Genomic DNA, 18,263 nt, shown 5'->3' with positions numbered 1-18,263 from the left:
GAAGCCGACCCGCGAGGCGCCTGCCCGGTCGTGAGCGCGAAGCCGACCCACAAGGCGCCTGCCCGGTCGTGAGCGCGAAGCCGACCCGTCGTCGGCCGCTCATCCAGCCCGCAGGTGGTCGCGCAACCTGGGCGCCAGCAGCCGCACCGCCTGCGCGGTGGAGGCGTGGAGCGTGACGACGAACGGGCCCGCGCTGACGATGGCCGCATGACCCGTGCCGGCGGGATGGTCCATCTCCCGATACCAGATGCCCGGCTCCGTGCCAATGGTCCGGTCGAGCCCGTAGCGGACCTCCTCCTCGGCCGTCCGCCGGGCCTCGGCCTCGGACGCCGCTGCCCAGCCGATCGTCACGGAGACCACGTCGCCGTCGTCCGCCGGGGGGATCCAGTCGCAGGAGACGGGACGGGGCACCGGGGGGCGCGGGTGTGGCGACGTCAGGTATCCGTCGCCCAGCAGGCGGAGGTCACGGTCGGCGAGCAGGGCACAGGCGTCCGGCCAGCCCGCCAGGGGAACGCCGCCCGGCGGCGCGCGGGAAGCGCGTACCAGGTGGTAGGCCGAGATGACGGTGGGCGCGCCGTCCACGGACGGGGTGCGCGTGATGACCAGCCCTCCCGCCTGCCCTTCGACGATCGTGGCACTGGCCGTCGCGTCCAGCGGGAGCCGGGTCGTCCGGCCGGTGAGCGCGTCCACCGTCTGAAGGTGGGCGACCAGCGGCCACGGCTCGGCATAGCTCAGGGGGCTGTCGCTGTAGCCGGGCACCCGCACGACCTGGCTTCCGATGGCGAGCAGCGCGGCCGTGTTCGCCGTCTCACCGGTCCACCGGACGTCACCGGTGCCCGGATCGAGGCCGCGCAGCTCGTACGGACCGAAGCTGCCCCGCGTCGTGGCGACGACCGGCACGCCCGCGCTCGTGACGATCGTCTGCCCGTAGGAGCACGGCCAGTCGAGCGTGCCGGGCAGCCGGGCGCCGTCCCGCGTGAACAGGCGGACCGCGTCGCCGAGACAGGCGAGGACGGTCCCGTCCGCCGCGACCGCCACGGAAGCGCCCGGGGCGCGCTCCTCGTCTCCCGGCGGCCACTCCTGCGCGCGCGGGTAGGGCAACTCCCGGCTCCAGCGCGGCCGGCCGGTCGCCGGGTCCATGGCCCTGATCTGTACGCTCCGGCCTGCGCACACGTCCAGCACGGCCACCCGCTCATCGGCGGCGGCCGCCGTCGCGGTGCAGCCGCGTTCGAGAGGTCTGGCCGCGATCGCCGCCCCCGTCCTGGCGTCCAGCAGCGTGACCTCGGACGCCGTCACGACCATGACGGCCCGCCGGCTCACCACCACCTCGCCGCCCGGCCGCGGGCCCCATGACCTGGCGCCCGTGACCAGGTCATAGCCGCTCAGCAGGCCGGCCTCCGCCGCAGCCTTCCGGAGCACGACGAGCGTCCCGCCGGCTTCCCAGATCCGGTCCGCCTCCCCTGCCCGCGCGTCCTCCTGGATCGTGACTCGCACCCTTCCGGTGGCCGGATCGAGCACGAAGATCGGGCCCGGACCCCGAGCCACGGCGACGGCCCGCTCGGACAATCCGAGCACGTAGCCGGCGCCGAACCCGGCCGGCCCGAACGTCCGCTCGTCCAACGACCGCGACCAGACCTTCCGCCACGCCACAGCCTGTCGTGTCATCGAGGGGGCGTCGGACAGCACGATCATCCCCGTCACCAGCATGAGCACGCACAGCGGCAGGAGCGCGGCGCGCCGCCCGTCCCCGCCACCGCCGCTTCGCGGGCGCGACCGCATGTCAGCACCCCCGCTTCGCGGGCGCCGGCGGCGAGGTGGGCCGCCAGCCGCCCAGCGGGTTCTCGCCGTAGACGCTGCGGTACTTCCGCGCGGGCCCGGTCAGCCGGAACGGCAGCCCGCCCGGCCTGCGGATCACCACCTGCTCGGTACGCCCGCCACTGACCACCGTCGCCACGAACTCGAACTCGTAGAACGCCTCACACGCGGTGAGCGTCATGGCCAGCGTCACCCGCTCGTCCCGCACCAGGTCGATCTGCTTGACCTGGAAGTACGGCGTCTTACGCCCCTTGACCGGCACGAACCGGGGAACCCGCTCGTCGAGATCGGCCGCCACCTCGATCGTGCCCGCCTCACCCGCGTGGGTCACCCGCAGCAGCGCACCGTCGGACACCGGCTCACGCTTGAGCACGCGCGGCCTGACGTCGGCGATCCGCAGCCCCGCCCGGTTCCCGCTCAGCACGGCGACGACCACCATGCTGCCGACACGGGCCGCGCGGTAGCGCTCCATGAACGACTCCTCCTGCGCGGCATCCGGCCTGCCCAGCAGGATCGCCCGGTCGTGCGGGGCGGTGACGCGCTCGCGCAGGGCCAGATCGGGGCCGTCGTCGTCGATCGACACGTACGCGACCGTGAGCGGCTCCCGGCTGCCGAGACCGTCGAAGACACCGGTGCCGAGCGAGGTGAACCACCCGCTGAACACGACCCCACCCGCCGCCACGAGCACCGCACTGACAATCCCAGACCCCCACACCACCAGCCCCCGCCCACGCCGCGCACTGTCCTGCACGGACTCGGAGGGCCGGGAGGGTTGAGCGGACTCGGCGGGCGGGCGGGTGCGGTGGGGCCGGGCGGGTGGTGGCCGGCGGGGCGGCTGAGCGTTTGGAGCGTCGCGATCGCGGCACGGGCATCTCCTCCCCGCCCCATCATCACGCCCGCCGCCCCGATGGCCCAGCGGAACAGTGTGGCGACAAGGAGAGTCAAGGAGCGGGAACACCGGCTGTAAAGTGCGAGTGGCCGGCCGCTCCGCGTACCGGTGCCGGTGGCCCGGCCCCGCCCTGTTCCAGGAGGTGGGCTTGGACGTCGCCTTGCTGCTCCTGTCCGGCATCGTGGCCCTGTTCACCGCCGTCACCGTCCACGACCTGGGGCGCGAGCGCGGCACCTGGGACGACGAGGTGCCGCCCCGCGACGGGCCGCCGCTCAGCCCGTACGAGCTGGCGTGCCTGGCGGGCGGCGCGGGGCGGGTGGCGGAGCTGGCCGTGGCCGTGCTCGCCGGCAGCGGCACGATCCGCCTCTCGCGCGGCGGTCACGCGCAACGGGCGGCGTCGCCGCTGTCGGGCGCGCGGCATCCGGTGGAGCGGGCGGTGCTGTCGTTCGTGAGGGGGCGGCGCGGCTCGTACCTGTACGAGATCAAGCGCGAGCTGCGCCGCAGCCCGGTGCTGGCCGAGCTGGAGGACGGCCTGACCCGTCTCGGGCTGCTGGTGCCCCTCGGCCCCGGCTTCGTCACCGACCTGCTCCTGTGGCTGCGCCGGCTGCGGACGGCCGCCCTGGTCTGCGCCCTGCTGGAGGTGGCCGCGATGTTCGTGCAGCGCACGTACTGGATCCCGGTGCTGGGGCTGGCCGTGCTGACGTTCACGCGCGTGGCCGCCCAGAGCGAGCTGCGGTGGTGGGGCGGCGTGTCGCGGGTCACCACCGCGTGGGCGCGGCAGGAGCTGGCGCGGGCGCGGGCGGCGCATCCGCGCGGCGCCGCTACTGGGAGCCTGGCCGTCTCCATCGCGCTGTACGGCCTGGCGGAGTTACGCGACCCCCTCCTGCTCGCGGCCATCTACCGCCTGGGCCCTGGCCAGGGCGGCAGCTGACGGCTCACACGGAGACGGTCTCGTGTTCCTCGGAAACGCGGTCGCCGGGCGTGCTCGTGCCGGGGATGTGGTCGCCGGGCATCGTGACGGGCACGCGTTCGGCGCGGGCCGCCCAGCGGCCGTCGTCGCTGCGCACAAGGCGTACCGGATGATCGAAGCAGGTGCTGATCAGCTCGCTGGTCAGCACCTGCGCGACCGGCCCCGCCGCCAGGCACCGGCCGTCGCGCAGCAGCATGGCGTGCGTGGTGGTGGCGGGCAGCTCCTCCAGGTGGTGGGTGACGAGCACGGTGGCCAGCGAGGAGTGGCGGGCGCGCAGCGCGTCGATGCTGGCCAGCAGCTGCTCGCGGGCGGCCAGGTCGAGCCCGGTCGCCGGCTCGTCGAGCAGGAGCAGCCGGGGCTGCGGCATGAGCGCGCGGGCGATGAGGGCCCTGCCGCGCTCGCCCTGCGACAGCGTGGGCCACGTGGCCTGCGCCCGGTGGCTCATGCCGAGCATGGCGATCAGCCCGTCGGCCCGCTCGGCCTCCTGCTCGGTGGGCGCCCATCGGGGCACGGGCGCGGCGGTGTTGGTGAGCCCGGTCAGCACGACGTCCCTGACGCGCAGCGGCCCGTCGGGGGTGTGGCGCGGGTTGACGTGCCCCAGGTACGACCGCAGCTCCCGGACGTCCACCCGGCCCATCGTGCGCCCCAGCACCTCCACCGTGCCCCGGCTGGGATGCGTCACGGCGCCGAGCAGGCTGAGCAGCGTGCTCTTGCCGGCGCCGTTCGCCCCGAGCAGGGCCCAGTGCTCGCCGGGGCGTACGGTGAGCGAGATGTCCTGGAGGAGGTGGCGTCCGTCACGGATGAGCTCGACGGCTTCGGCCCGCAGCACGGGGCCGCTGTCGGCGGGGCGCGAGACAACGGTCATGCGCCCAACTTATCAGGTCCTCAGACATCTGATGTCTCCCCGGCAAGGAAGCGCCTCCGAGGCGACGGGCTCAGGCACCGCAGGCGGTGCGTACCTCGGCGAGCAGCTCGGCGGCGGTGTCGATGGTGCGGGTGATCTCCTCGGGCGCGCTCCCGACGCCCGCCAGCAGCGCCTGCGCCCGCTCCCCGAACGTCTCCGGCGCCGACGGCAACCGGCCGGCGGCGGCCACCATGCCCTTCTCGTTGATCAGCCAGGCCCCGTCGGCGGCGTGCAGCGCGTGGCAGGCCACGCCGATCGCCCGGAACAGCGCCCCGGCCACGTACACCGGATCGTTCCCGGCGGCGCCGTACCGGGCCGTCGTCAGGGCGAAGTCGGACTCCCACAAGCCCGCGACCAGCGCGTCCCGCAGCGCCGGCGGGTACTGGGCGGTCGCCTCGCGCAACGCGGTGAGCTCGCCCGCCGGGTCGGCGAGCACCTGGCACAACGCCACCTCCCCGGCGTAGGCGTGGGAGTAGAAGCCCAGCGGGTGGCCGGCCTGGACGCCGATCTCGTAGCGGCCGGCCCGGCAGTCGTGCCAGACGCGGTGCACGCGGTCGAGGTCGCGGTAGATCCAGTCCACCCGCCATCCGTCGATCGTGAGCCAGCCGCCACCGTCCACCCACGGGCCCCAGCCGCCGGGCTCGGTGACGTCCGTTTCCTCGCCCGTCACCTCCCGGGCGAGCGCGCGCAGCCCGGCGACGTCGAGGTCGCCCCGGTAGTAGAGGCCGAGGTCGATGTCGCTGTCGGGACGGTGGGTGCCGCGGGCCCGGCTGCCGCCGAGGGCGACGGCCACCACCCCGGGCACGGCGGCCAGCCGGGCGGCGATGGCGTGAAGATCGGGAGTTCGCACGGTACGAAGCCTACGACCGCGCGCACGCCCGACCCTCCCGGCACCGCCGGCCCCCGCCTCGACCCGCCCTGCCCCGTTATCCCTCGGACTGGGCCGCTGAGCTGGTATTTCCCTCATATCCGGATCGGTGCACCCCTAGGATGTGGGGCGTGACGTACATGCTGCTGATCCGCGCCATCCCCACGACGGTCCTCGACGAGGTGGCGGGCTGATGCCGGTCAGCGTGGAGGGGCTGTTGCGGGAGCTGGCGCCGCAGGTGCTCGGCACGCTCGTACGGCGTTACGAGCAGTTCGACATGTGCGAGGACGCCGTGCAGGAGGCGCTGCTCGACGCCTCCGTGCAGTGGCCGCGGGACGGCGTGCCGGACAACCCGCGCGGCTGGCTGGTGACCGTGGCGGCGCGGCGGGTCATCGATCATGTACGCAGTGAGCACGCGCGCCGGCGCCGCGAGGAGAGCGTGGCGGTGAGCGCGGCGGCCGACGAGCTGGTGGTTCCGGCGCCGGGTGAGGATCGGGCCGGGGATCGGGATGACACGCTGACGTTGCTGTTCCTGTGCTGCCATCCGTCGTTGTCGGAGGCGTCGCAGCTCGCGCTGACGTTGCGGGCCGTGGGCGGGCTGACGACGGCGCAGATCGCGAGCGCGTTCCTGGTGCCCGAGGCGACGATGGGGCAGCGGATCAGCCGGGCCAAGCAGCGGATCAAGGCCAGCGGGGCGGAGTTCAGGCTGCCGCCGGAGGGCGAGCGGGAGGATCGGCTGCGGGTCGTGCTGCACGTGCTGTATCTGATCTTCAACGAGGGGTACACCGCCACCTCGGGGCCCGAGCTGCACCGGGCGGAGCTGACGGGGGAGGCGATCCGGCTGACCAGGGCGGTGTCGCGGCTGCTGCCCGACGACGGGGAGATCATGGGGCTGCTGGCGCTCATGCTGCTCACCGAGGCGCGCCGGCCCGCCCGTACCGACGGCGAGGGGCGGCTGATCCCGCTGGCGGAGCAGGATCGCGGGCTGTGGGACCGGCGGCTGATCGAGGAGGGCGTGGAGCTGGTGACGAAGGCGCTGTCCACGACGGCGGTCGGGCCGTACCAGTTGCAGGCGGCGATCGCGGCGGTGCACGACGAGGCGCCGACCGCCGCGGAGACGGACTGGCCGCAGATCCTGGCGTTGTACGGGGTGCTCGCGGGCGTGGAGGACAATCCGGTCGTCCGGCTGAATCAGGCGGTGGCCACGGCGATGGTGCACGGGCCGCGTGCCGGGCTGAGTCTGCTCGACGAGCTGGCCGCCGATGACCGGATGGCGGGGCATCACCGGCTGGCGGCGGTTCGGGCGCACCTGCTGGAGATGGACGGGGACGCGAAGGGCGCGGTGGCGGCCTACCGGGAGGCGGCGCGGCTGACGACGAGCCTGCCGGAGCGGCGTTACCTGGAGGACCGGGCATCCCGCCTGTCTTGACAAGGATTTTTTTCGGTGCCATCGTTCCCCCATGGACGAAGTGGCGGTGATCGAGGACGCCGCGGCCGCCGAGGCGTCGCTCGACCCCATGCGGTCGAGGCTCCTGGCCGAGCTGGTGGAGCCGGGCTCGGCGACCTCGCTGGCGGCGAAGGTCGGCCTGGCCCGGCAGAAGGTCAACTACCACCTGCGCACGCTGGAGCGGCACGGCCTGGTCGAGCTGGTCGAGGAGCGCAAGAAGGGCAACGTCACCGAGCGCGTGATGCGGGCCACGGCGGCCTCGTTCGTCATCTCCCCCACCGCGCTGTCCGCCGTGCAGCCCGACCCGGCCCGCTCCCCCGACCGCCTGTCCGCCCGGTGGCTGCTGGCGCTGGCCGCGCAGCTCGTACGGGATGTCGGCACCCTCATCACCGGCTCCGCGAAGGCGCAGAAGCGGGTGGCGACGTTCGCCATCGACGGCGAGGTGCGCTTCGCGTCGGCGGCGGACCGGGCGGCGTTCGCCGAGGAGCTGGCACAGTGCGTCACCTCGCTGGTCAGCAAATATCATGACGAGTCCGCCGAGGGTGGGCGCGACCACCGGCTGGTCGTGGCGGTCCATCCTTCAGTGAAGGAGCGCTAGCAGTGGGCCGCGACTTCGAGCTGCCGATGGAGGCCACCGTCGGAGCCACCCCCGAGGAGGTCTGGGAGGCCATCTCGACGGGGCCGGGCATCGACTCGTGGTTCATGGGCCGCACCGAGGTGGCCGGCGGGGTCGTCCGCACCGCGTTCGGCGGGTTCGACCTGCCGCCGTCCAGGGTCACCGACGCCGAGCCCGGCCGGCACCTGGCCCACTCCAGCGACAAGGGCGACGACGGGCGCTTCGTCGCCTACGAGTTCATGATCGAGGGCCGGGAGCGGGGCAGCACGCTCGTCCGCATGGTGACCAGCGGGTTCCTGCCGGGCGACGACTGGCACGACGAGTTCGAGGCCATGTCCAAGGGCCTGGAGATGTACTTCGCGACGCTCGTGGAGTACCTCGGCCACTTCGCGGGGCGGGCCGCGACGCCGGTCACGGAGTTCGGGCCGCCGGTCGCGGACTGGGCGGCGGCTTGGGAGCGTCTGTACGCGGCCATCGGCGGGGTGCCCGAGGTGGGCGACCGGGTCGCGGTCAACGGCGTCGAGGGCGTCGTCTACCACCGCAACTCCCAGACGGTCGGGCTGCGCTCCGGCACGGCCATGTACCGGTTCCTCCAGGGGTTCGGCGGCTCCATGATCGCCTCGCACCTGCTGTTCGAGGGCGGGGAGGAGCAGGGGGCGCGGTGGCGGGCGTGGCTGGAGCAGCTGTACGCCGGATAACCGCAGGCTCCCTGCACGGGGATCGGCCGCCGGGTCGCTCGTCCACCACCGCCAAGAGCAGCCTCGGGGCGGTGGTCGCCTGAGCGGTCATCGCCACCTCCGAGCAGCGCGTCGGCCCGTCCTGATCATGTGAGGGCAGCGCGGGAGGGGGCATGAGGGTCGGGTGAACGTCGTCGCGATCTCCGACACGCACGCGCCCCGCCGCTGGCGCGCGTGCCCGCCCCGGGTGGCCGAGCACCTGCGGGGCGCCGATGTCATCCTGCACGCGGGTGACGTCTGCGTGCCCTTCGTGCTGGACGAGCTGGCCGCGTACGCGCCCGTGCACGTCGTGAAGGGCAACAACGACGGCCCGGACGTGGTGGCGCCGGAGACGCTGGAGCTGACGCTCGGCGGGCTGCGGGTCGGCATGATCCACGACAGCGGCCCGGCCAAGGGGCGGCTGGCGCGGATGCGGCGCCGGTTCCCGGAGGCGGAGCTGGTGGTGTTCGGGCACTCGCACATCCCGCTCGACGAGGAGGGCGGCGGCCTGCGGATCTTCAACCCGGGCTCCCCCACCGACCGGCGCCGTCAGCCGCGCGGCACGCTGGGGCTGCTCACGATCGAGGAGGGCGTGCTGGTCAGGGCCGAGATCGTGCCCGTCACTCCTTGACGACGTCGTCGCGCGCCTTGTCCAGGTTGGTCGTGAGTTCCTCCATGACCTTGGCGTAGCCGAGGTAGCTGTAGCGCTCGGCGGCGTGCCACGGGTAGAGCTGGCCGGCCTTGACGGCGGGCAGCTTGGCCCAGGTGGGTTTCTCGGCCATCTCCTCGATCTTCATGGACTGGGTGCGGGCGTCCACGAGGATCACGTCGGCCTGGTACTTGTCGGCGTTCTCCCAGCTCAGCACCTCCCAGAAGCCGCCCTCGCTCTCGGTCGGCCTTTCCGGGTGGACGATCTTCAGGCCGAGGTCCTCGCCCCAGTACTTGAGGTCGGGGTGGTCCGGCAGGTAGGCCACGTACAGGGAGTCGGGCGTGCCGGTGACGACCATGACGCTGAGGCCGGGCCGGTCGGCGGCGAGCCGCTTGAGGGCGGCGCTCGCGTCCTCGAAGCGCTTCTTGGCCTCAGCCACGGGCGCCGCGGTGAGGTCGGCGCCGAGCGCCTCGGCGAGCCGGCCGTACCTCTCGATGATCTGCACCAGGGGCTTGCCGCTGAGCTGCACGCCGACGGTGGGGGCGATCTGGTCGACGGCCGCGACGGACTGCTCGGGGACGTACCAGAGCGTGTCCTTCACGTACATGCCGGCCACCAGCAGGTCGGGCCGGAGCGCGGCGTACTTCTCGACGTTGAACTCGCCCCACACGTTGCCGATCGACTCCACCTTGGTGATGTCGACCTCGCCCACCTCGGGATCGCGCCCGCCGTCCTTGAGCTTGTGCGGGCCGAATACGCCGACCGGCCGCACGCCGAAGTCCCACAGCGCGGCGGCGGCGGCCGACTGGGCCACCACCCGCTGGGGGCGCCGCGGCAGGGTGATCTTCTTTCCGCGGTCGTCCTGCCAGGTCCAAGAGCCGCCCTGGACGGACGACGCGGGCGGCGCGGACGACGCGGGCGGCGCGGCCGTCCCGCCGCAGGCGCTGACGCCGAGCAGGGCGGCGGCACCGAGGGCGACGAGGGCGCGTCGCGGGACATCGGCCATGGGGTCTCCTTCTGAGCCAAGCTGGTGATCGAGATATTAGATTAGCCTTACCTAACTTTGAAGGTCCTCTCGGGGGAGTACGCGCCCATCCCCCGTACGACGGGCGGCGTAGCCGCAGCGGCGACCGGCGGCCGATGTGCCGCAGGCCCGGCGGCAAGATCCTGGAGACCTTAAGGGCGGCGGTAAGGCGACGGGAACGCGACCGTAAGCGCCCTCCAGCACTCTGATCCCAGATCGAGGAACAGAGCAGACCAGAAGGGCCAGACCGATGAGCCAGCCGTACAGCAGCATCCAGGAAGACCTCCGCCTCCCCGGCTTCACCGGGACCGTGCACCTGCCGGGCGAGGCCGGCTACGACGAGGCCCGCCGCTCACTGAACCCGGCCGTCGACTCCCGCCCGGCGCTGATCGCCGAGGCGCAGAGCGTCGCCGACCTGCGGATCGCGCTGCTGGCGGCGCGGGCACACGGGCTGCCGTTCGCGGTGCAGTCCACCGGCCACGGCACGCACGCCCCGTGCGACGGCGGCATCCTCGTCAAGACCTCCGCGATGGCGTCGGTGCTGGTGGACCCGGAGCGCCGGATCGCCCACGTCGGGCCGGGCGCGCGCTGGGCCGACGTGATCGCCGCCGCCGCGCCGTTCGGGCTGGCGCCGCTGTCCGGCTCGGCGCCGTCGGTCGGCGTCACCGGCTACACCCTCGGCGGCGGGCTCGGGTGGCTGGCCCGCAAGCACGGGTTCGCGGCCGACAGCGTGCTGCGGGCCGAGGTGCTGCTCGCCGACGGCCGGCACGTGACCGCGAGCCCGAGCAGCCACCCCGAGCTGTTCTGGGCGCTGCGCGGCGGCGGTGCCGGGTTCGGCGTGGTGACCTCGCTGGAGTTCCGGCTCCACCCGGTCTCCGAGGTGTTCGCCGGGTTCGTCTACTTCCCGATCGAGGTGGCGGAGCGGACGCTGGAGGCGTACCGGACGTGGATCGACGACGCCCCCGACGAGATCAGCACCGCGGTCGTGCTCAAGCGCATGCCCGGCGACGAGCAGACGCCGGCGGCGGTGCGCGGGCGGCACGTGGTCATGCTCAAGGTCCTGCACGCCGGGACGGCCGAGGAGGGCCGACGGCTGCTCGCGCCGCTGCTCGCGGCGGCCGGGCCGGCGCTGCTGGACGAGACGCGGACCACCACGTACGCGGCCACGTCGATGGGCGGGACGCCGAACCGGCACATGGACATGTTCGACACCGTGCCCGGCGAGGTCGTCTCCGCGCTGGTGCGGGCCGCGGAGCAGGCGCAGACGATCGAGATCCGGCACTGGGGCGGCGCCATGGGCCGTCCTGGGCCGGACGCCGGGCCGGTGAGCCACCGCGCCACCAAGCTGTCGGTGATCGTGGACACCGTGGTGCCGGGGCTGGCGGAGGAGCTGCGCCCGTACGCCAACGGCGGGACGTTCCTGAACTTCCTGGCCGACCCGGCGCGGACGGCGGCGGCGTTCACCGAGGCGGACTACCGGCGGCTGCGCGAGGTCAAGCGCGTCTACGACCCGGACGGGTTCTTCCGCGTCGGCCACGTCGTGCCGGCCTGAGGTGCCCGGTCGCGTACCTCCGCGCCGAACACGTCGGTCAGCTTGTGCACCCGGTCGGGCGCGGGGCAGGGGGCGGGCCAGGAGACAATCGCATAGCGTTCGGTGGGGGTGAAGGCCGTTCCGTCGACGTCCGTGTCACGGCCGATCGCGTGCACGCGCAGGCGGTAGAAGCCGGGCCTTTCCACGCCAGGTTCGGCAGGTTCCTCGGCAGGTCCCCGTCGAGGCCGCACACGATGAGCGAGCCGAAGGTCGACTCGATCGAGATGTCGACGATCTCCTCCCAGGAGTCCAGGTCGAGGGGCGGGGCCTCCTCGGCGAGCCGCACGGTCATCTCCACCTGGCCCATCGCGATGCCGGTGAGGATGGTCGCGCCGTCGGGCTCCTCGTCGTCGAGGGCGACGAGGCCGTTGCCGAACGCTCGCGGACAGGCGGGGCCCAGCTCGTCCTGCGGGCGAATCTGGATCTGGTGGTACGACAGGTGAATGTTCTCCCGGAATAACTCGCCGATCATCCGAAAAATGGTACTACCGGTAGAAATTCGGTGACAGGATCGCGGGATCGTAGGAGTCGTGGAAGACCGGCGTGGCCGAGGCCGCCGTGGGTGGGATGATCCAGCTCCAGTCGGCGTGCACGTCCTCCCCCGCCCGCCGCCGCGCCTGGACGTAGCGGTGGAAGTGGTCGGCCATCGTGTGGTGGTCGAGCATCCGCACCCCGGCCCGTGCGAACGAGGTCAGCACCGCCACGTTCAGCTCCGTCAGCGCGCGGTCCTTCCACAGCGTGCGGTCGTCGCGCGTGTCGAGGCCCAGCCGGCGGGCGACCTCCGGGAGCAGGTCGTAGCGGTCGCGGTCGCCGAAGTTCCTGGTGCCGATCTCGGTGCCGACGTACCAGCCGGTGAACGGCGCGGCGGGATAGGTGACGCCGCCGATCTCGAGCCGCATGTCCGACACCGTGGGGCAGGAGTACCAGCGCAGCCCCAGCTCGGCGAACCACGGAAGCGCGGGATGGGTGATGGGCACGTCGGGGCAGGCGTCGTGGGGCAGGTCGTGCCCGGTCAGGCGGCCGCGCGCGTCGCGGATCAGCACCGGCAGGCGGTCGAAGTCGCCGCCCGCGCCGCGCCAGCCCAGCTCGCCGGCCAGCCGGGTGAGCCCGGTGTTGGCGGGGTCGCCGCGGCGGGTGCCGTCCGGGCGCTCGTAGCCGGCGTACCGGACGAGCTGGGGGCTGACGATCCGGGGGCCGGCGCCGGTGGGCGTGTCGGGCGGGAACACCGTGATGATCGGCCGGATGGCGCCGCCGTTGTGGGCGCGTACGAGGTGGGTGGTGAGGGCGGCGGCGATGGCGTCGGGGTGGTGCAGCCTGCGGCAGTCGCGCACCATGAGCGTCTTCCAGTACAGCTTGCCGATGCACCGGGTGTGGTTGCGCCAGGCGAGCTTCGCGCCGAGCACCAGCTCGGCGGGCGTGTGCCGGTAGGTGCCGGTGCGGGCCAGCTCGTCCAGGACGGCCGCGCGGCGGCGGGCCAGCCGCTCCCGGTCCCAGCCGAGCCCGTCGGCGCACAGGCCGAGGAACGACTCCGCCTCCTGGGCGACGACGGCGGCCGTCGCGGTGCTGACGCTCATGGATCCCCCGGGGTGGTGGGCGCGGGCACGGCCTCGTGGATGTCCCGCAGCGGTGACAGGGCGGTGGCGGCGGCGACGGCCGTCTGCACGAGGGCCGCGCACAGGAACAACGTCCGGACGGGCCCGCCCCACGCGGCCAGCGCGCCGCCCACGACCGCGCCGCCGGCCAGGGCGCCGACCGGGATGGTCGCGTACGCCGCCGCCCTGCTCACGGAGGCGACGCGGCCGATGGCGTCGGCGGGCACGACGGTCTGCCGGGCGGTGAACCAGGACACCACGATCACCGACGTGGCCACGCCCTCCACGGCCCAGGCCGCCGCGATCACCCCGACGGCGGGCAACGCCGCGGGCAGCGCCATGGCCAGCGCCGACAGCGCCATCCCGGACGTGAGCAGCCGGCCCGTCGGATACCTGTCGATGAGCCGGGGCGCCACCACCGCGCCGAGCACCGCGCCCAGCCCCTGCGCGGCGAACACGGCGCCCAGCGCCACCGCCGGCAGGCCCTCCACCTGGAGGATGAGGTAGACGAGGTTGCCTTCGACGACGAAGCCGGCGAAGTTGGCGGCGGCCATGAGCAGGGTGCCCCACCAGACGGGCCTGATCGAGCGCAGGATGCGCAGCCCGGCCACGAAGTCCCGGCCCACGCCGGACAGCTCGGCGCGCACGCCCGCCGCGGGCTTCTCACGCGAAGACACGTGGGCGATCCGGTAGATGAGCAGCGCCGAGATCGCGAACGTCAGCGCGTTGACCAGCGTCGCCAGCGGCACGCCCAGCGCCGCGATGAACGCGGTGCCGACGACCGGCCCGACGAAGCCGAGCGAGCTGTCGACGGTCTGCGTCCAGGCGTTCATCCGGGACAGCCGCTCCTGCGGCACCGTGTCCACGATGAACCCCTGGAAGGCGGGGAAGGCGAACGGCCGCACCGCGGCCAGCAGGAACGCGCACAGGTAGAGCAGCGCCACCGACGGCCGCTCCGCCGCCGCCACGGCCGCGATGACCAGCGCGATCGCGAAGGACAGGCAGTCGCAGGTGATGAGGATCCTGCGGCGGTCCCACCGGTCGGCGATGACGCCCGCGACCAGCCCGACGACGATGTACGGGATGAACTCCAGCACGTACGCCAGCGCCGCCGACAACGCCGAGCCCGTGATCTGCAGGATCAGGGTGGGCGCGGCGAACCGGTAGATCCAGTCGCCGATCGACGAGACGAGGAACGCGCTGCGCAGCCGGACGCCTCCCTGTGCCATGGCAGGGTCCTCCCAACGGACTGACGAGGGGTTCACCGGGACACTAACCGTGCGTGGCGCCGGCGGCGAGGGGGTGGGGCGCCCGGAAACGCCCCACCCGGCCGGCGGAGGCTACGCCTTCTGCGTGCCACCGGCGATGCTGTAGCGCTTGGTCGACTTCTTGATCATGGCGTTTCACCTCCTCCCTGCTCTCGCTGGGCGTGCGTGTCGGGGTGACGGTCAGAGGGGCAGCGGCCCGATGTCGCCGGCCAGCCACTCGAGGCTCGGCTTCGGCCGGGCGTCGCCGCACGTCGCGCAGCGCGGGTCGCGCTTCCACGTCTCGGCCTCGCGCAGGCGCGGATCGTGGAAGGTCATCTCCAGCATCCGGCCCACCGACAGCGGCGGGCAGACCCGGCTGGCGATCCGGACCATCTCCGCGACCAGGAAACCCGCGCCGAACAGCACCAGGCCGTTGAAGGCGGCGGTGTCCTCGCCGAACGTGCCGCCCTCCCGGTCGATCTCGTCCAGCACGTTCATCACGGCCAGGGACGTGGGGTCGGTGCCGCGCACCTGGTCGTACCAGCACTCGATGCAGCCGGACACGCCGGGCACGATCGTGTAGTGCAGGGCGCGCTGGGTGTCGACGCCGCCCACGATGAGGGCCGTGCCCGCGCGGACGCAGCCCTCGTTCAGCCAGTGGGCGACGTGCACCTTGGGGCGGTCCACCACGGCGATGACGATGTCGCGGTCGCGCACCACCTCGTACACGTCGTCGCCGGACATCAGCTTGCGCTGCACCGGGTCGATGCGCACGGCGCTGTTGAGCGCGCGCGCCCGCTCAGCGGCCACCTCCACCTTGACCCGGCCCACGTACGGCTCGCCGTAGAGGATCTGGCGGTTGAAGTTCGACAGCTCGATGCGGTCGAAGTCGACGATCCTGATGTCCTCGAAACCGATGGCGACCAGGTCGATCAGCGCGTGGCTGCCGATGCCGCCGACGCCGAGCACGGCCACGCGGGCGTCGCGGATGCGGCGCTGGAAGTCGTACTTGGAGGCGTGCAGCGAGGCGTACGTCTCGAAGAAGCCCAGATTGTTCGACCAGCGTTCGCGGGCCGGGCCGTCGAAGTCGTCGCCGGCGTCGTCGGCGCTCTGGATCAGCCGCAGCGCGTCCAGCTCCTCGATGGCCTCGCGGACGTCGTCCGCCGTCACGTCGGGGTGCACGGCGTGCAGGTCGCGGTGGACCTCCTCCGGGGTGCGCGTGCCGTCCAGCAGGGACAGCAGCCGGCTGACGCGGCCGTCCGCGTCCTCCAGCGAGGTCAGCTCGCCGCCCAGCCGGAAGTGCACCGACCCGTCGGCGATGAAGTAGGGGATGCTCGTCTTGAGCACGGGATGAGTCATGGCTTTCCTTCCGGGACTGGGCGGGGGGTGGGGCGCCCCGTGAGAACGCCCCACCCGCAACGGGATCAGCCCTTCTGGGCACCACCGGCGACGCTGTACCGCTTGGTCGACTTCTTGATCATGGAAGTTCACCTCCTCTCGGTTCCGTCGGGGTGATGCTCGCGAGGCCCAGCTCGTGGGCGAAGAACGCGAGCACGTCGGAGAAGTAGGACAACCGGCCCGTGCGTCCCCGCTCGCCGTGCCCCGCGCCCGCCTCGTGGCGCAGCAGCACCGGGCGCGGCGAGGTGGTGGCGAACTGCAGCGCGGCGGTCATCTTCCGCGCGTGCAGGGGATCGACGCGGGTGTCCTCCGCGAACGCCGACAGCAGGACGGCCGGGTACGGGGTGCCGGGCACGACCCGGTGATACGGCGAGTAGCCGAGCAGCCAGCCCAGCTCCTCGGGGTCCTCCCGGCTGCCGAACTCCTCGCGCCAGTACTCGCCGAGCCCCGTCAGCTCGTAGCGGGCCATGTCGAGGAGCGGCGCCGTGCACGCGACCGCCGGGAAGAGCTCCGGGCGCTGCGTCATCGCCGCGCCCACGAGCAGGCCGCCCGCGCTGGTCCCGAACGCTCCCAGCGCGTCGCGGGTGCTGTGCCCGGCGGCCACCAGGTGGTCGGCGGCGGCGATGAAGTCGTCGATGCCGCGCTGCTTGTGCTCGCGGCGGCCGGCCTGGTGCCACGCCTCGCCGCCCTCGCCCCCGCCGCGCACGCACGCCACCGCGAACAGGCCGCCCCGCCCGGCCCACGCCAGGGCCGCGGCGTAGTAGTCGGCGACGCGCGGCTCCCCGAAGGCGCCGTACCCCTCAAGGATCGTGGGCAGCGGGCCCGCCCGGTGCCAGGAAGGGGCGAGCAGGAGGATCCGTACGGGGGTGCCGTCCGGTGCGCGGCAGACCGTCTCGGACGCGGTCACCGGCGGGGTGACCGGGGCGGGGCGGCGGCGCCACGCCGTGCTCGCGCCGGTGCCGGCGTCGTAGCGGTAGACGGTCTCGGGCGTGACGCGGTCGGAGTACTCGAACCACGCCTCGTCACCCTGGCCGCCGGGCGCCAGCTCGGTGACGATGCCGCGGCCGGGCAGCTCGACCTCGCCGAGGAGGCGGCCGGTGGCCGGGTCGTGGCGGGTCACGGTGGCGTGGCCGGCGGTCGTCCAGTGGACCAGCAGCAGGCCGTCGAGCACCGCGAACCCGTCCAGCACCGCCTCCGGGTCCTCGGGTATCAGCGTGTGCGGCTCCTGTGAGAGGCCGGTCACGAGGAGGCGGCCTCGGGGGGCGCCGGCGTCGGTCAGCAGGTACAGGCGGCCGTCCTGGGCCGGCCAGGCCGAGGTCCAGCCGTCCTCGGGCAGCGGCAGCCGGCGCAGGGCGGGCCGCTCGATCGGGGCCTCGCGCAGGTCGGCCACCCAGACGTCGTTGGCCGCCGACAGGCCGGAGGCCACCTGGACGACCAGCAGCCGCCCGTCCGCCCCCACCAGCGCGTCCACCTCAGCCGTGCGGTCGGCGCCGCCGCCGAAGACCACCGCGTCCGCGTCGGCCGGCTTCCCCACGCGGTGCAGGCAGAGCCGGGGGCCGGAGCGTTCGTCCTCGTCGTGGCGCGTGTAGTAGAACGCGTCCCTGCCCGGCAGCCACGCGACCGCCGAGTACCGGCAGCCCGTGATGGGTTCGTCAACGTTCGTCCCGGTGTCCACGTCCAGGACCCGCAGCGTGAACCGCTCGGACCCGCCCACCGCCGTCTGGTAGGCCATCAACCGGCCGTCGGCGGAGGCGGACCAGAACCCCAGCACCGTGCGCCGCTCCGGGTCCGCGCTGTCCGGCTCGAACAGCGCGCGGTCGCCTCCGGCGTCCCTGACCATGAGCGCGTGATGCTCCGCGCCGGGACGCAGGCACGTGTAGAAGGCCCGCCCGCCCCGCCACTGGGGCACCGACAGCCGCTCGAACGAGGTGAGCTGCCGCAGCTCGCGGAACCAGCCGCCGGCCGGCCAGCCGTCCCGCGCCCTGGCGAAGAGGTCGGCCTGCGCCGCCAGCCAGTCGCGGGTCTCCGGCGTGCCGGGGTCCTCCAGCCACCGGTACGGGTCGGCCACCTCACGGCCGCCGAGCACCTCCCGAACGTCGTCCCGCCGCGCCGGCACGATGCTCGTGTCCATGACTCCCGAAGACCTCGTGACCTCGGACACTGTCCGGCTCCCTCCGTCGCCGTGCCGGCTGGGTGCGTCCCGCTGCCACCGAAGCTTCGCCGCGGGGTCTGGAACGGTCGCTGGACCCGCCGCTGGACCCGCCGCTGGTCGCCGCACCGGCCGGCATCCTGGAGCGCGTCCTGGAATGCGTCCTGGACCTGTCGCTGGAGGACTTTCTGGGGCATCGCAGGAAAGGGCGCTGGTCAAAGCGCTGGAAAGGGGCTCGGGGCTGGAAATTTCCGACATGTCATGAATTCGGACCGTCGGGCGTCATCCCCGTCCCGCCGCACGACGAATGAGGGGGCGTTCCCGGCGGATCAAGACCGGGACGGTCCGGCCACACCTCGCGGACAGCAACACTCGTGTTACTTCTGAG

General features: G+C 73.4%; 16 protein-coding genes. 6 read left to right on the top strand and 10 right to left on the bottom strand.

The window, feature by feature from the left end; translation table 11 throughout:
• Positions 1 to 99: 99 nt before the first annotated feature.
• Both KIS93_RS02125 and KIS93_RS02120 read right to left on the bottom strand, forming a co-directional pair.
• A complete protein-coding gene (locus KIS93_RS02125) occupies positions 100 to 1,779 on the bottom strand; it encodes an outer membrane protein assembly factor BamB family protein (protein ID WP_080037808.1) in 1,680 nt (559 codons plus the stop codon).
• Between the two features lies 1 nt (position 1,780).
• Complete coding sequence (locus KIS93_RS02120) at positions 1,781 to 2,503, bottom strand: hypothetical protein (protein WP_080037807.1); 723 nt, start codon at positions 2,501 to 2,503, stop codon at positions 1,781 to 1,783.
• A gap of 349 nt (positions 2,504 to 2,852) precedes the next feature.
• Between KIS93_RS02120 and KIS93_RS02115 the strand changes: the two genes are divergently transcribed.
• Positions 2,853 to 3,635, top strand: a complete 783-nt coding sequence (locus KIS93_RS02115) for a TIGR04222 domain-containing membrane protein (RefSeq protein ID WP_186403536.1) — start codon at positions 2,853 to 2,855, stop codon at positions 3,633 to 3,635.
• A gap of 4 nt (positions 3,636 to 3,639) precedes the next feature.
• On the opposite strand, the gene KIS93_RS02110 is transcribed toward KIS93_RS02115, so the two are convergent.
• A complete protein-coding gene (locus tag KIS93_RS02110) occupies positions 3,640 to 4,539 on the bottom strand; it encodes an ABC transporter ATP-binding protein (protein ID WP_080037805.1) in 900 nt (299 codons plus the stop codon).
• A gap of 70 nt (positions 4,540 to 4,609) precedes the next feature.
• Positions 4,610 to 5,428: a nucleotidyltransferase domain-containing protein gene (locus KIS93_RS02105; RefSeq protein ID WP_230466075.1), complete on the bottom strand. Its 819-nt coding sequence runs from the start codon at positions 5,426 to 5,428 to the stop codon at positions 4,610 to 4,612.
• A gap of 211 nt (positions 5,429 to 5,639) precedes the next feature.
• Here KIS93_RS02105 and KIS93_RS02100 point away from each other — a divergent pair, with 211 nt between their 5' ends.
• The 4 genes from KIS93_RS02100 to KIS93_RS02085 all read left to right on the top strand — a co-directional run bounded on the left by KIS93_RS02100 (position 5,640) and on the right by KIS93_RS02085 (position 8,856).
• Positions 5,640 to 6,875, top strand: a complete 1,236-nt coding sequence (locus KIS93_RS02100; RefSeq protein WP_080037803.1) for an RNA polymerase sigma factor — start codon at positions 5,640 to 5,642, stop codon at positions 6,873 to 6,875.
• 31 nt (positions 6,876 to 6,906) lie between these two features.
• A complete protein-coding gene (locus tag KIS93_RS02095; protein WP_186403535.1) occupies positions 6,907 to 7,491 on the top strand; it encodes an ArsR/SmtB family transcription factor in 585 nt (194 codons plus the stop codon).
• Positions 7,492 to 7,493: 2 nt separating this feature from the next.
• Positions 7,494 to 8,207 carry an SRPBCC family protein gene (locus KIS93_RS02090; protein WP_080037802.1) on the top strand — a complete coding sequence of 238 codons (714 nt, stop codon included), beginning with the start codon at positions 7,494 to 7,496 and terminating at the stop codon, positions 8,205 to 8,207.
• 163 nt (positions 8,208 to 8,370) lie between these two features.
• A complete protein-coding gene (locus KIS93_RS02085; RefSeq protein ID WP_080037801.1) occupies positions 8,371 to 8,856 on the top strand; it encodes a metallophosphoesterase family protein in 486 nt (161 codons plus the stop codon).
• Here KIS93_RS02085 and KIS93_RS02080 read toward each other — a convergent pair.
• Positions 8,846 to 9,880, bottom strand: a complete 1,035-nt coding sequence (locus tag KIS93_RS02080; RefSeq protein WP_080037800.1) for an ABC transporter substrate-binding protein — start codon at positions 9,878 to 9,880, stop codon at positions 8,846 to 8,848. The genes KIS93_RS02085 and KIS93_RS02080 overlap by 11 nt on opposite strands.
• Before the next feature lie 268 nt (positions 9,881 to 10,148).
• On the opposite strand from KIS93_RS02080, the gene KIS93_RS02075 reads away from it, so the two are divergent.
• A complete protein-coding gene (locus KIS93_RS02075; protein WP_080037799.1) occupies positions 10,149 to 11,450 on the top strand; it encodes an FAD-binding oxidoreductase in 1,302 nt (433 codons plus the stop codon).
• Positions 11,451 to 11,487: 37 nt separating this feature from the next.
• On the opposite strand, the gene KIS93_RS02070 is transcribed toward KIS93_RS02075, so the two are convergent.
• The 5 genes from KIS93_RS02070 to KIS93_RS02050 all read right to left on the bottom strand — a co-directional run bounded on the left by KIS93_RS02070 (position 11,488) and on the right by KIS93_RS02050 (position 17,857).
• A complete protein-coding gene (locus tag KIS93_RS02070; RefSeq protein ID WP_186403534.1) occupies positions 11,488 to 11,961 on the bottom strand; it encodes a hypothetical protein in 474 nt (157 codons plus the stop codon).
• A gap of 13 nt (positions 11,962 to 11,974) precedes the next feature.
• Complete coding sequence (locus KIS93_RS02065; protein WP_080037797.1) at positions 11,975 to 13,063, bottom strand: nitric oxide synthase oxygenase; 1,089 nt, start codon at positions 13,061 to 13,063, stop codon at positions 11,975 to 11,977.
• Entirely contained in the window at positions 13,060 to 14,310 is a 1,251-nt protein-coding gene (locus KIS93_RS02060) for an MFS transporter (RefSeq protein ID WP_080037796.1), read from the bottom strand. The genes KIS93_RS02065 and KIS93_RS02060 overlap by 4 nt, the downstream gene beginning before the upstream one ends.
• A 219-nt stretch (positions 14,311 to 14,529) precedes the next feature.
• A complete protein-coding gene (locus KIS93_RS02055; protein ID WP_080037795.1) occupies positions 14,530 to 15,687 on the bottom strand; it encodes a HesA/MoeB/ThiF family protein in 1,158 nt (385 codons plus the stop codon).
• 118 nt (positions 15,688 to 15,805) lie between these two features.
• Positions 15,806 to 17,857 (bottom strand): prolyl oligopeptidase family serine peptidase, encoded by a 2,052-nt coding sequence (locus tag KIS93_RS02050; RefSeq protein ID WP_080037794.1) that lies wholly within the window; start codon positions 17,855 to 17,857, stop codon positions 15,806 to 15,808.
• Positions 17,858 to 18,263 lie beyond the last annotated feature (406 nt).

The organism is [Actinomadura] parvosata subsp. kistnae (genome assembly GCF_900323885.1).
In the GTDB taxonomy this organism is placed as follows: domain Bacteria; phylum Actinomycetota; class Actinomycetes; order Streptosporangiales; family Streptosporangiaceae; genus Nonomuraea; species Nonomuraea composti.
Note: the sequence above shows the minus strand (reverse complement) of the source record. Positions and strands in the feature narration are given on the sequence as shown.

What these genes read in the sequence shown, in the direction of transcription:
- KIS93_RS02065 (WP_080037797.1), bottom strand. Translation starts at nt 13,063, where the DNA reads ATGAGCGTCAGCACCGCGACGGCCGCCGTCGTCGCCCAGGAGGCGGAG.
- KIS93_RS02050 (WP_080037794.1), bottom strand. Translation starts at nt 17,857, where the DNA reads ATGGACACGAGCATCGTGCCGGCGCGGCGGGACGACGTTCGGGAGGTG.
- KIS93_RS02055 (WP_080037795.1), bottom strand. Translation starts at nt 15,687, where the DNA reads ATGACTCATCCCGTGCTCAAGACGAGCATCCCCTACTTCATCGCCGAC.
- KIS93_RS02060 (WP_080037796.1), bottom strand. Translation starts at nt 14,310, where the DNA reads ATGGCACAGGGAGGCGTCCGGCTGCGCAGCGCGTTCCTCGTCTCGTCG.
- KIS93_RS02075 (WP_080037799.1), top strand. Translation starts at nt 10,149, where the DNA reads ATGAGCCAGCCGTACAGCAGCATCCAGGAAGACCTCCGCCTCCCCGGC.
- KIS93_RS02110 (WP_080037805.1), bottom strand. Translation starts at nt 4,539, where the DNA reads ATGACCGTTGTCTCGCGCCCCGCCGACAGCGGCCCCGTGCTGCGGGCC.
- KIS93_RS02100 (WP_080037803.1), top strand. Translation starts at nt 5,640, where the DNA reads ATGCCGGTCAGCGTGGAGGGGCTGTTGCGGGAGCTGGCGCCGCAGGTG.
- KIS93_RS02070 (WP_186403534.1), bottom strand. Translation starts at nt 11,961, where the DNA reads ATGATCGGCGAGTTATTCCGGGAGAACATTCACCTGTCGTACCACCAG.
- KIS93_RS02080 (WP_080037800.1), bottom strand. Translation starts at nt 9,880, where the DNA reads ATGGCCGATGTCCCGCGACGCGCCCTCGTCGCCCTCGGTGCCGCCGCC.
- KIS93_RS02095 (WP_186403535.1), top strand. Translation starts at nt 6,907, where the DNA reads ATGGACGAAGTGGCGGTGATCGAGGACGCCGCGGCCGCCGAGGCGTCG.
- KIS93_RS02125 (WP_080037808.1), bottom strand. Translation starts at nt 1,779, where the DNA reads ATGCGGTCGCGCCCGCGAAGCGGCGGTGGCGGGGACGGGCGGCGCGCC.